At 42.6% G+C, this 12656-nt stretch carries 10 protein-coding genes; 2 read left to right on the top strand and 8 right to left on the bottom strand.

The window, feature by feature from the left end; genetic code table 11:
* Positions 1–263: 263 nt before the first annotated feature.
* From E7274_RS03495 to E7274_RS03505, 3 genes are read right to left on the bottom strand one after another with little or no spacing between them, the layout of a single operon-like run.
* Positions 264–2174, bottom strand: a complete 1911-nt coding sequence (locus E7274_RS03495) for an ABC transporter ATP-binding protein (RefSeq protein WP_304173756.1) — start codon at positions 2172–2174, stop codon at positions 264–266.
* Entirely contained in the window at positions 2174–3937 is a 1764-nt protein-coding gene (locus tag E7274_RS03500) for an ABC transporter ATP-binding protein (RefSeq protein WP_304173758.1), read from the bottom strand. The genes E7274_RS03495 and E7274_RS03500 overlap by 1 nt, the downstream gene beginning before the upstream one ends.
* 2 nt (positions 3938–3939) lie before the next feature.
* Positions 3940–4422: a MarR family winged helix-turn-helix transcriptional regulator gene (locus E7274_RS03505; RefSeq protein WP_304173760.1), complete on the bottom strand. Its 483-nt coding sequence runs from the start codon at positions 4420–4422 to the stop codon at positions 3940–3942.
* A 298-nt stretch (positions 4423–4720) separates the two neighbouring features.
* Here E7274_RS03505 and E7274_RS03510 point away from each other — a divergent pair, with 298 nt between their 5' ends.
* Positions 4721–5278 carry a TetR/AcrR family transcriptional regulator gene (locus tag E7274_RS03510; RefSeq protein WP_090395239.1) on the top strand — a complete coding sequence of 186 codons (558 nt, stop codon included), beginning with the start codon at positions 4721–4723 and terminating at the stop codon, positions 5276–5278.
* 60 nt (positions 5279–5338) lie between these two features.
* On the opposite strand, the gene E7274_RS03515 is transcribed toward E7274_RS03510, so the two are convergent.
* On the bottom strand, positions 5339–6277 hold the full coding sequence (locus E7274_RS03515) for an ROK family glucokinase (protein ID WP_304173762.1): 939 nt from the start codon (positions 6275–6277) through the stop codon (positions 5339–5341).
* 26 nt (positions 6278–6303) lie between these two features.
* Positions 6304–8505 carry a transglycosylase domain-containing protein gene (locus E7274_RS03520; RefSeq protein ID WP_304173763.1) on the bottom strand — a complete coding sequence of 734 codons (2202 nt, stop codon included), beginning with the start codon at positions 8503–8505 and terminating at the stop codon, positions 6304–6306.
* A 199-nt stretch (positions 8506–8704) separates the two neighbouring features.
* Here E7274_RS03520 and E7274_RS03525 point away from each other — a divergent pair, with 199 nt between their 5' ends.
* Positions 8705–9739, top strand: coding sequence for an aldose epimerase family protein (locus E7274_RS03525; protein WP_304173765.1), 1035 nt, complete (start codon positions 8705–8707; stop codon positions 9737–9739).
* A 55-nt stretch (positions 9740–9794) separates the two neighbouring features.
* Here E7274_RS03525 and E7274_RS03530 read toward each other — a convergent pair whose 3' ends face one another.
* The 3 genes from E7274_RS03530 to E7274_RS03540 form a co-directional block, all read right to left on the bottom strand.
* The gene (locus E7274_RS03530; RefSeq protein ID WP_044939128.1) at positions 9795–10772 is read right to left on the bottom strand and encodes a diaminopimelate dehydrogenase; all 978 of its coding nucleotides are present in this window, start codon (positions 10770–10772) and stop codon (positions 9795–9797) included.
* Positions 10773–10891: 119 nt separating this feature from the next.
* A complete protein-coding gene (locus E7274_RS03535) occupies positions 10892–12061 on the bottom strand; it encodes a galactokinase (protein WP_304173767.1) in 1170 nt (389 codons plus the stop codon).
* A gap of 18 nt (positions 12062–12079) precedes the next feature.
* The gene (locus tag E7274_RS03540) at positions 12080–12607 is read right to left on the bottom strand and encodes a DUF6106 family protein (RefSeq protein WP_304173769.1); all 528 of its coding nucleotides are present in this window, start codon (positions 12605–12607) and stop codon (positions 12080–12082) included.
* Positions 12608–12656 lie beyond the last annotated feature (49 nt).

Raw genomic sequence — 12656 nt, forward strand, 5'->3', positions numbered from 1 at the left:
ATTTAAAGTATTAATGGGATTTCGGGTTCGATACGTGAACCCACAATTAGATTGTTATATGAAAACAAATCTTTCAAAACTCGTTTGATACTATAACTGCTGAAATCAAACTTGTCAACCAATATAGCCAATAATCACCAACAACTAGAATCAGGCCTATTTCCCCCACTCATTCCAATTAGACATTCACTACATTCCATAATAAAAAAACCCTCCGCAGCGCCGAAGCACCGCGAAGGTTTTTCATTTTCTATTCCAAAGCTTTACGCATTCTGAATCTTACCGGTGTAAAGCTGGTAGTACTTACCGCCTTCCTGGATAAGCTCTTCATGGTTACCGCGCTCGATGATGCGTCCCTGGTCGAGAACCATGATGCAATCAGCGTTGCGGATTGTTGAAAGTCTGTGGGCAATAACAAATGTTGTACGGCCGTGCATAAGCTTGTCCATACCGTCCTGTACGATTTTCTCTGTACGAGTATCGATAGATGATGTTGCCTCGTCAAGAATAAGTACTGGTGGATCTGCGATTGCTGCGCGGGCGATTGCAAGGAGCTGGCGCTGGCCCTGTGAAAGGTTGCCGCCGTCACCCTTGATTACTGTGTTGTAACCCTGAGGCAATCTACGGATAAATCCGTCTGCGTTGGCAAGCTTTGCTGCTGCAATAACTTCCTCTTCAGTAGCATCGAGCTTACCGTAGCGGATGTTGTCAGCAATTGTGCCCGTAAACAAATGTGTATCCTGAAGTACGATACCAAGTGAGCGGCGAAGGTCCGCCTTCTTAATCTTGTTGATGTTGATTCCGTCGTAACGAATCTTTCCGTCAGCAATATCGTAGAATCTGTTAATAAGGTTTGTAATAGTTGTCTTTCCGGCACCAGTTGCACCAACGAAGGCAATCTTCTGACCTGGTGTAGCGAAAAGCTTGATGTTGTGAAGGACAACCTTGTCTGGATTATAGGCGAAGTCTACGTCATCAAACACAATATCGCCTTCAAGCTTCTGATAAGTTGTTGTGCCTTCTGCCTTGTGGAAGTGCTTCCAAGCCCACATTCCTGTACGCTCTTCGCACTCAACAATTTCGCCATTCTCTTCTCTTGCATTAACAAGCATTACGTAGCCGTCGTCTGTTTCTGGTACCTGGTCGATGAGCTCGAATACACGCTCTGCGCCGGCCATAGCAAGGACGATAGACTGGAACTGCTGTGATACCTGCTGGATTGGCATGATAAATGAACGAGTAAACTGTAGGAATGAAACAAGGGCTCCCAGTGTAAGGCCTGTCCAGCCGTTGAGGGCAAGTGTACCACCAACAACTGCGCAGATAACGTAATTTACATTACCAAGCTGCATGTTTACTGGGCCTAAGCAGTTTGCAAGTCTGTTAGCACGATAAGCGTTCTCGAAAAGTTCCTCGTTAAGTTCGTTGAACTTCTCCATTACCTCTTCTTCGTGGCAGAATACCTTAACGACCTTCTGGCCATTCATGATTTCCTCGATGTTTCCGTTTACTGCACCGAGGGCCTTCTGCTGCTTGCGGAAGTATCTTCCGGATGTGCCAGCAAGTGTCTTTGTAACAAGAGTAATCAAAGCAATCATTACGATTGTCACACCTGTAAGAGTTGGTGACATCATAAGCATGTACACAAATACTGTGACGATGGTGATTGCACTGTTGAACATCTGTGGGAAGCTCTGTGAAATCATCTGGCGAAGTGTGTCAATATCGTTTGTGTAAACTGACATGATATCGCCGTGTGCGTGTGTATCGAAGTAGCGGATTGGTAAATCCTCCATCTTCTCAAACATCTCGTTTCTCAAGTCTCTAAGTGAGCCCTGGGCAACGAAAATCATAATAAAATTGTATGAGAACATTGCGATGATACCAACTGCATAGTAGACAATCAAAGTCTTAATAGCATCTGCAAGTGGTCCAAAATCTGTGCTGCCAGTCTGTATCATTGGCAAAATATATGAATCAATCAGCTCCTGCATGAAGGCTGTTCCCTTTGCATTGCAGATTACTGAAAGGAAGATGCAGATAATAACAAGCACAAGCTGCGCTGGGTATCTGCTTCCTACATATTTAACAAGGCGGCCGAGAACTCCTCGTCTTGCGGCCTTCTGCTCTTTTGTCAGTTTAGGAATTGATCCTGGTTGTGGTCCTCTAGCCATTAGTCCTCGCCTCCTTCCTGAGCCTTGTCAAAGTCGCCGCTGCCGGCGCCTGTCTGCTGCTCATAGATTTCCTTGTAAATCTCATTTCTAGCCATCAACTCTTCGTGTGTACCGAAGTCGTTGACCTTACCATCATCCATAACGATGATTCGGTCTGCATCCATAACAGATGAGATACGCTGTGCAATGATAAGCTTTGTTGTGCCAGGGATTTCCTCCCGGAAAGCACGGCGGATGCTTGCATCTGTAGCTGTATCTACTGCTGATGTAGAGTCATCAAGGATAAGAATCTTTGGCTTCTTAAGAAGAGCTCGCGCAATACAAAGTCTCTGGCGCTGTCCACCTGATACGTTTGTACCACCCTGCTCGATGTGTGTGTTGTAGCCATCTGGGAACTTCTCGATGAATTCGTCTGCGCATGCAAGCTTTGCAGCACGCTTTACTTCCTCGTCTGTTGCATTTTTGTCGCCCCAACGAAGGTTTTCAGCAATTGTTCCAGAGAAAAGTACGTTGTTCTGAAGAACTACGGCAACCTGATTACGAATTGTCTCAACATCGTAATCCTTAACGTTGTTGCCACCTACAAGAACTTCACCCTCATCCACATCGTAAAGACGTGAAATCATTGAAACAAGAGTAGTCTTTGCTGAACCAGTTCCACCAAGTACGCCGATTGTCTCGCCAGAGTTAATCTGAAGATTGATGTGGTCGAGAACTGGGCGCTCTGCTGTTTTGTTGTATCCGAAGACAACATCCTTGAACTGGATTGATCCATCTGGCACTTCATAGATTGGATTCTCACCATTTGTGATTGTTGTCTTTTCCTCAAGTACTTCATAAATACGTTTCATGCTGGCTATTGACATTGTAACCATGATGAAAATCATAGCGAAGAACATGAGTGACGTAAGAATGTTCATGCAGTATGAGAATAACGAAACAAGCTCACCAGTTGTAAGTGTGCCCTCGATAACAATCTCATGGGCACCAAACCAGCTGATAAGGATGATACATACATAAATAACTGCACTCATCATTGGCATTGTGAAGGCGATCATTTTTTCTGCAGCTGTTGCTGCCTTGTAGATGCCCTGGCTGCCCTTGACGAATTTTGTCTTTTCAAATGCCTCACGAACGTAAGCCTTTACAACTCTGATACCTGTGACATTTTCCTGTACAGATGCGTTCAAGTCATCGTACTTCTTCATAAGAATTTCGAATAATGGTCTTGTCTTGAAAAGTACAAAAGTCATGAATGCAAGAATGATGACCATAGCAAAAAAGAAGTTCGATGCAATATGTACATTAATTCTGAAAGAAAGAATCATAGCAACGATAACTGTAACTGGTGCTCTGAATCCCATTCTAAGAACCATGATAAATGCGTTTTGTACGTTTGTTACGTCTGTTGTAAGACGTGTAACAAGTCCTGCTGTTGAGAACTTATCGATATTTTCAAATGAGAAGGTCTGAATGTTTTCAAACATCTTCTTTCTGAGGTTTTTGGCTAGTCCTGCAGAAGCCTTACTTCCGTAAACAGCTCCCATTACGCCGCCAAACAAACCTACGACTGCGCAAATGAGCATGTATCCACCGATTCGATAAATCTCGCTCATGTTGCCCGCTTCAACACCTTTGTCTACTAAATCTGCTACAAGAAGTGGAATTATCATTTCCATTGCTACTTCAAGAATCATAAAAACAGGAGTCGCTAGTGCTGCTGCGGTGTATTCTTTTGTTTCCTGTAATAATCTCTTTACCAAATTTAATCCTCCTTCTTTAATTCTACGTAAGATTTATATTCCCTAGCGTTCTGCTGCATCTTTTCAAGGACGCGAATCACAGTGGCGATTTCTTCTTCAGAGATACCTTTTGTTACATATTCTTCTACTTCATGTATTTGGTTCTCTATAAGATGATGAAACTCCATCCCCTTTTCTGTAACTATGATTTGCTTTTTGCGTCCGTCACCATCTACTGGGACCTTGGCAATCAAGCCATCTCGCTCCAGGGTCTGAATCATATCTGCCAATGTAGATTTAGGGAAATGGAAAACTTTTTCCAAATCTTTTTGGAAAATTGGTTCAGTCTGTCTAACAAAATAACCAATAAGCCATCCGTTCTTTGTTGTGCAAAGATCCATTTTGTTGTCGCAGGCGCCTCTGTGAATTGCGTCCTTGACTTCACGACCTATGCTTCCGCACAAAAAACCTATATGTGTCTTATTGTCAAATTCCTTTGAACTCATTTCTTCTCCTTTCCTCTATAATTTCTTTCTTTAATTTGCTTTGGGAATGTCCGACTTCGGAATGTTCGGTTCCGGACAATTCGGTTTCGGACAATTTGCATTATACACTCTAAATTGTGTCCAAGCAACAAAAAAAATATTAAAATTCTATTAAAAAGTCCACGAGCGACTTCATCCGTGGTATAGTAGACAATAGACATAATGATAGGACTTGAATAGGGGAGTACATAATCGTTAGAGAATGGATTTATTGCTTAATCCGCCTTAGGGAAGTAATTAATAAGAAAAGGAGTATAACATGAGAGAACGAAGCAAAGATTTACGAGTAAGAAGAACTCTTACCGCAATTAGAAAGTCATTTAATGAACTCGTACTAGCACGTGACTATCGCGAAATCTCAATTACCGATCTTACAGAAAGAGCAGGAATCAACAGAAAGACATTTTATCTTCACTATACATCTTTGGATGACTTGATTGATGAAATTGAAGAAGAAGTTTCTTCAGACTTATTAGAGCATATTGGAAAGTATGCATTAGATATGGATCTTAGTGGATGTATCACATACTTCTACAAATATCTTGAGTCATGCAGCAAGGTACAGAAGAAGCTTATGTGCGATGAGTCATATTCATTCTTCTACAATGCAGTTGTAGATAAGGTTTTGAACAGTGACGAATTTTCTAAGTTCTTCAACCAGACTGAGCATCCTTCAATCGTACGTTCATACACAAAGGCAATCACATCTATTTACAAGGATTGGTTGGCAAGTGGACGCGACGTAGAATTCAAGACACTTACAGATGTTGCAAGTGTTCTTGTTGGCAAGGGATACGCTGGCGTTATTAAAAAATAAATATGTACTGTAAAAGGCAGGTCTTGAGATGACCTGCCTTTTTGTTTGCTTTATTTCTAATTAAAGGATAAGCTTCATTGCGCCGTAGATACCAGCATCGTTTCCAAGTGATGCGAGAACGATTTTTGTGCTCTTGCAGCCGTGGAATGCGATTTGATTGAATCTGTATTCTACTTCATCAACAAGATACTGGCCTGCCTTTGAAACGCCACCGCCAATAACGAAGGCTTCTGGGTTTACCACACAAGAGATTACCTGAAGGCCCTGTGCCAAGTATTCGCAAGCACGTCTTGCGATTTCCTTTGCAACTACATCACCCTTCTTTGCCTCATCAAAAACAGCCTTTGCATCAAGTGTTTCCACATCTCTAAGGCTGCTTGCATCATCGTTCTGAGCAAGGCGAATCTTTGCAAGACGAGCAATACCTGTTGCCGAGCAATACTGCTCAAGACATCCGTGATTGCCACAACCGCAAGTGTTTTCCTCTGTGTAATTTACTCTGATGTGACCGATTTCTCCTGCTGCACCTGCTGCACCGCTGATGATATCGTCGTTGATGATAACACCACCGCCAACACCTGTGCCAAGTGTTACCATTACTGAGCTTGAATATTCCTTTGCAGCTCCCATCCAAGCTTCGCCAAGTGCTGCAACGTTTGCATCGTTACCAGCCTTAACCTTGAGACCGCCGAGGCACTCAGAGAATTCCTTCTCTACGTTGAAAACGCCCCAACCAAGGTTTACACAACGGTTTACAACACCGTCATCTGATACAGGTCCAGGAATTCCGATACCTACGCCTGCTACATAGTCAGCAGCAATGTTCTTTTCATCCATCTTCTTAACAACTGTCTGTGCAAGATTCTTAAGGATGTTTACACCGCCGTTTGATGTGTCTGTAGGAACCTCCCACTTCTCAAGTAGCTCACCATCTGCTGTGAATAAGCCGCACTTACATGTTGTTCCCCCCAAATCCAATCCAAATCCGTACTTTGCCATTTCTTTCAAAATCCTCCATATTACTTCTATTCAACCTGATCCTCCACTTCTTCAGTGGTGGTTGTTATCTCTATATCTGTGGCGCCATCTGGAATAGCGCCCTCTGGCACTTCCGTACCGTCGAAAGTTTCAGTAATAATTTTGTATGTGTTAGGCTCCTGAGGGGCTTCCCCAGGATTTTCCTCATCAAAGACACCGTATGGCTCTTCTTCTGATTCGCCCTCTTCATCCATCTCCACTTCGTCCTGCTGCTCTTCTGTGCCGATGTATTCCACTGGCTTTTTGAACTCTGCAGGTAGCAGGCCTTCGTGAATGGTATTCATGTATTCTTCCCAAATTTTAGCTGGGTAAGATGAGCCAGTCAAGCCCGCTATTTTCTTGGGCTGATCAGAGCCAACCCAGATGCTTGTGGTATAATATCTGGTGTAGCCAACAAACCAGCCATCGCGGTTGTCGTTGGTGGTACCAGTTTTGCCTGCTGCTGGCATCTCACCAAGGTCGATGCCTCTGGCGGTACCCTCAGCCACTACCGATTGTAGCATATCTGTCATGGTTCTGGCAGCATTTTCTTCGTAAACTTGTACCTCTTCTTCCTGGGCTTCGTAAAGTACCTCTCCCTCAGAATCGGTGATTTGCAAAATGCAATCTGGCTCTCGCATATAGCCATCATTTTGGATAGTGGCATATCCTTTTGCCATTTCCAAAGGACTTACGCCAACTGTAAGGCCGCCAAGACATGCTGCCATGCCATAGTCGTCATCTTCTATGTGGGAAAATCCCAGGTTCTTTAGATACTGGATTCCCTTTTGTGGTGTCACTTCCGAATACAACTGCCAAGCTACTGTGTTTTTGGACTGTGCCACAGCCTGGCGCAATGTTATTTCTCCGGAATAAGTACCTGTTGCATTTTCCGGGCCATCCGCCGTCTTTACGTCCATCACCTTGCTGTCTGGGGTGTAGCCCATTTCGATGGCTGGAGTGTAAACAATAAGTGGCTTGATTGAGCTGCCTGGCTGGCGGAAGCTTTGATATGCTCTGTTTAATGTGTAGCCTGTCACATCCTGACTACGGCCACCAACAATTGCTTTGGTCATGCCTGTCTCGTTGTCAATGCAAACTCCTGCCGACTGCACTGTGTAGATTCCATCGTCATTAACATCTGTAAAATCCTCCAGGTGGGAATCTATTGCCGCCTGCAGTTGATTTTGCATGTTCATATCTATGGATGTGTAGATTCGATATCCTGATGTAAATAATGTGGTATTCCAATGATTGTAAGCCTCATCATAGGCTCTGTTGTAGGCTTCCTCGTCTTCATCCGAGTCAAACTCAGTCTTGAACTCGAAGCCATTTGCCTTCATAAGCGCCCTGGTTGCACAGTAATATGCGTATGTTTCTACATAATTATTCTTGATGCTATCTGGCCTTGTCAGCACAATATTTTCGTTCACTGCCGACGTGTAAGTTGCTTCGCTAATCACCTTATCCTTCAACATTGATGACAATATAGTATTTCGTCTGGTGATAGTGTTTTCTGGATTCACTACTGGGTCGTAGTAGGTCGGGCTGTTAGGAATGGCAAGCAGGTAGCACACTTCCGATAGGGTCAGTTCCGAAATATCCTTGCTGAAATATCCCTTTGCTGCCGCCTCAATGCCATAATATCCGTTAGCAAAATAAACATTATTTAAATAGAACTCTAATATCTGTTCCTTGGAATACTTCTTTTCCAGCTCCGATGCGATATAAATTTCCTCCACCTTACGCTGCCATGTCTTTTCATTGCTGAGGAAGATTGTTCTGGCAAGCTGCTGGGTGATGGTGCTACCACCCTGAGTGATTTCCTTATCCTTTAGCATGGTGTAAAGAGCTCTAGCGATTCCTTTATAATCGATACCGTTGTGCTCGAAGAACTTTTTATCCTCAATGGAAACCAAGGCTTTCACTGCGTTCTGTGGAATCTGGTCGTAAGTGATGTAGTACACATCCTTCTCTCCCTTTAGCACAGAAATCGTGTTGCCATTTGCATCGTATACTTCACTGGTTTCTATCTGTCTAAATGTATCTTCCGTGGATTTTTTTACAAGAGAAGTAGCCTCTGATTTTAACTCAGAGACTTGAGCTGCGTAACCGCTGGCATAGTAATAGGTGACGGCCGAAACCAGCAGCAGTAGCAGTACTATTTGGAGTTTGATTAGTCGAAATATTTTCTTGTTATTGGCCTTCATTCGCGGACCGCCTTGTTTTGATATAAATATATTACCATAATGTCATTTCTTTGACATTTTTACCTTTATAAATTGATTAATTATTTTGTATCACTTGTATTAAAAACCACATACATTTATCATTAGTGTAGATTCTTGCTGACAATTTCCTTTTTCTATCAGCAAGAAGTCAAAGTTATTTTATAGGGAGGTTTTTATCGTGGAAAAAGAAAAAGTAGGCGTTACTAAAAACGGCGAAGACATGATTGCATATACTCTTATTAATAAGAATGGTATGCAGGCAAAAATCATGAATTTTGGTTGTAACCTTTTAGAGCTTTGGGTTCCTGATAAGGAAGGAATTCTTACAGATGTAGTTTTAGGATATGACAATATTGAGGATTATTTTGAGAATTCACCTGGATTTGGATGCTGCATCTGCCCTAATGGCAACCGTATCGGCGATTCAAAATTTACTTTAAATGGTGTTGAGTACAAGCTCGATGCCAACGATGGAAAGAACAATCTTCATTCAGGCTTCCATCCAATGCACAAGCGCATTTGGAATGTAGAGTCTGTTGATGACAGCCATATCACATTCACTTGCCACAAGGCTGACGGAGAATGCGGATTCCCTGGAGAAATGGATATCACAATCACATACACTCTTGGTGATGACAACTCATTAAAGCTTGAATATTCAGGGGTTTCAGATGTTGACACAATCTTCAACCCAACTAACCACAGCTACTTCAATTTGAACGGACATGACTCAGGTTCTGTTATGGATCACATCGTTTGGATTGATGCTGACAGATATACTCACACTGATTCAGAGTCTATTCCTCACGGAGAATGTCGTGAAGTAAAGGGAACTCCAATGGATTTCACTACCCCTAAAGCTCTGAAGAAGGATACAGATGCTGACTATGATCAGCTCAACTGGGCAGGCGGTTTCGACCACAATTACTGCCTCAACAATCCTTCTCTTACAAAGCCAAGTTGTACACTCGAAGATCCTGCAAGCGGAAGAAAGATGGAAGTTTACACAGATTTACCTGGTGTACAGCTTTACGCTGGCAACTACCTTGATGACAGCCACATCGGCAAGGGTGACTGCCCTTACGGCAAACGCTTTGGAGTATGCTTCGAGTCTCAGTACTTCCCAAATGCAGTAAACGTACCTACATTTGAGCAGCCAATCGCCAAAGCAGGCCAGAAGGCTCACTCAACTACAATTTATAAATTTATCTAAATAAAGAAAGCCATTATGTTACGGCAACAAGCCTACATAATGGCTTTTTTGTATCCTAAAGGAAGTGAGCACGAAGCTCTTCTGCAGGAATTGGTGAAAGGTAAGCTGGTGCGATGTCGAATACTGTCTTTGCACCTGTAGCGCCTTCTTTATTCATGCGAGAAATTGCTCTTGCATATGCTGTAAGAACAGCGCCTGTAAACTCTGGGTTTGAATCGAGGTTCAAGCTGTACTCAATGACGTGCTTGTTGCCATCAAATCCTGTCTCGCCTGTGTAGATAACACTTCCACCGTGTGGCAAACCACTGTGGTTCTTCTTTAACTCTTCCTCTGAAATGAAATTTACTGTTGTATCATAATCTGAGAAGTAGTTAGGCATTTCCTTGATTTCCTTCTCAATACGAGCCTTATCAGCACCCTCTTCAACAACTACGAAGCATTCTCTTGTGTGCTTTTCTCTTGTTGTAAGCTCTGGATTTTCACCATTTCTAACTCGCTCAAGCGCTTCTGGAACTGGTACAGTGTACTGTCTAGCATCAACAACACCTTCGATACGACGAATTGCATCTGAGTGACCCTGGCTAACGCCCTTGCCCCAGAATGTGTAAGCCTGTCCCTTTGGAAGGATTGATGTTGCATAAAGACGATTCAATGAGAACATTCCTGGATCCCATCCACATGAGATAAGACCAAGCTTTCCAGCTTCCTTTGAAGCCTTGTCAACGTTTGCAAAATGCTCTGGGATTCTTGCATGTGTATCAAATGAATCGATAACATTGTAGAGCTTTGCGTACTTTGGTGTCATTTCTGGTAAATCTGTAGCACTACCTCCGCAAATAACAAGTACATCTATATCTTCTTTTCCTGTATCCAAATCTGCTGTAGATTTAACAGGTGCGTTAGACTTTACTGTAACTGTACTTGGATCTCTTCTAGTATAAATAGCTACAAGCTCCATGTCTTCGCTAAGAGTAACAGCAGCTTCTACACCACGTCCAAGATTTCCGTATCCTAAAATACCAACTTTAATCATGTCATACCTCCATTATTCTTTTAATCTTTTGTAATTTTAAAACAAGGATTAGTTGCATGCAACTGTTTAGATTAAAAAAGAGGCCACCCTTTCGGATAGCCTCCCTACAAAATCTTTTATTAGCTCAATCTTCTAGCTCCATCACCAATGTCTACTACGTAGAACTCTGCGTCTAAATCATACTTTTCTTTGTATGCCTTTCCTACTGTCTCCTTGAAGTTTTCAACAGCTTCGTCCTTTACGATAGCTACTGTGCAGCCGCCGAATCCGCCGCCTGTGATGCGGGCGCCGATTACTCCTGGAACGCTCCACTCTGTCTCTACAAGGAAATCTACCTCCTCGCATGATACTTCGTAATCATCGCGAAGTGATACGTGGCTGGCATTCATAAGCTTACCAAATGTTTCGATGTCGTTTTTATTCAGAGCTTCTACGGCCTTGATTGTACGCTGATTCTCTGCTACGGCATGCTTTGCACGACGATAGTTTACTTCGTCCTTGATTGCAAAGCCATACTTTTCGAATTCTTCATCTGTAAGCTCGCCAAGTGTGCTGATGCCACATACTGTCTGAAGATCAGCAAGAGCCTGTGCGCTTTCGTTGCGTCTATCGTTGTATGCGCTGTCTACAAGTGAGTGCTTTACCTTTGAATTTGTGATTACAATCTTTGCTCCGTCCAATTTTACGCTGGCATATTTATAGGATAAATCTGCACAGTCAAGGAAAATGGCGTGGTCTTTTTTACCCATTGCAACCGCAAATTGGTCCATTATACCGCAATTACATCCATTGAAATTGTTCTCAGAGTACTGTCCGATGAGGGCTAACTCTGTCATTGTCTTGTCGATACCGAATAAATCAGTGATTACTGTGCCTGTAAGTACCTCAAGTGATGCTGATGATGAAAGGCCTGAACCGTTGGGAATATTGCCCCAAACACACATCTCAAATCCTGATTTAATTTCTGAACCCTTCTCAATCATAGCCCAAACTACGCCAAGTGGATAGTTTGCCCAGTGATATGCATCCTTATTTGTGAGGTCATCAAGTGAGCTTTCGATAACTCCTACATGCTCGATGTTTGCTGAGTAAAGCTTGATAACTCTATCTTCACGCTTTCTAGCAACTGCATATGTACCGATTGTAAGGGCACATGGGAACACGTGACCACCGTTGTAATCAGTGTGCTCTCCTATAAGATTTACACGGCCTGGTGCAAAGTATGTACGAATATCGCCACCCTGGCCGAACTTTTCCTCAAAAATTACTTTTAACTCCTGCTCGTTCATCACATTTCTCCTTTAATTCTAACGATAAATGTCTCTCTTATTGTATTTCTCCATTGCTGTAAGCAACTTGTCTGTAGGATTGAATATTACTTTGAAATCGTTGCCTTTTGCCTCGCTATGAGCCACTAAGATGTAATCTTTTACTTCTTCATTGTGTGCTGAGCAGTCATATGTCTTAAGCTGAACATGGTCAAACTTAAGTGATTCGTTTGTTCCAACTGCTGCAACCATCTTTATCTCACTAGACTCGATTGTGACAACCTTTTTTCTCTTTTCGTTATTGATGATTTTCGCAATCTCAAGGCTACCATTTGTGTAGTCATATTCATATTCGATGTTTTTGTTCGAATATAAGATTATCGTAAATATACCCATAATAATGAGCAAAATCGCCATTATAAGTGTTAAAATCCCTCTTGAATAACCAACAGTACCAACTAATAAGCAGAATGTTGCTACAGCAGCACCTGTTTTTTTTGTTTTTTCCTGGGCTGTTTCTATGACCTTTACTGCCTCTTCTACGAATGTGTCGTTTGATTCAAACATTATCCTACCTCCTAAATAAAAAGATCCGGCCACATGTGTAGCCGAATCT

The organism is Pseudobutyrivibrio ruminis, from assembly GCF_015057245.1.
Classification (GTDB): Bacteria; Bacillota; Clostridia; order Lachnospirales; family Lachnospiraceae; genus Pseudobutyrivibrio; species Pseudobutyrivibrio ruminis_E.

Excerpts from the sequence above, each read along its gene's own strand:
- E7274_RS03520 (WP_304173763.1), bottom strand. The coding sequence starts at position 8,505 with ATGAAGGCCAATAACAAGAAAATATTTCGACTAATCAAACTCCAAATA.
- E7274_RS03540 (WP_304173769.1), bottom strand. The coding sequence starts at position 12,607 with ATGTTTGAATCAAACGACACATTCGTAGAAGAGGCAGTAAAGGTCATA.
- E7274_RS03530 (WP_044939128.1), bottom strand. The coding sequence starts at position 10,772 with ATGATTAAAGTTGGTATTTTAGGATACGGAAATCTTGGACGTGGTGTA.
- E7274_RS03535 (WP_304173767.1), bottom strand. The coding sequence starts at position 12,061 with ATGAACGAGCAGGAGTTAAAAGTAATTTTTGAGGAAAAGTTCGGCCAG.
- E7274_RS03495 (WP_304173756.1), bottom strand. The coding sequence starts at position 2,174 with ATGGCTAGAGGACCACAACCAGGATCAATTCCTAAACTGACAAAAGAG.
- E7274_RS03505 (WP_304173760.1), bottom strand. The coding sequence starts at position 4,422 with ATGAGTTCAAAGGAATTTGACAATAAGACACATATAGGTTTTTTGTGC.
- E7274_RS03515 (WP_304173762.1), bottom strand. The coding sequence starts at position 6,277 with ATGGCAAAGTACGGATTTGGATTGGATTTGGGGGGAACAACATGTAAG.
- E7274_RS03510 (WP_090395239.1), top strand. The coding sequence starts at position 4,721 with ATGAGAGAACGAAGCAAAGATTTACGAGTAAGAAGAACTCTTACCGCA.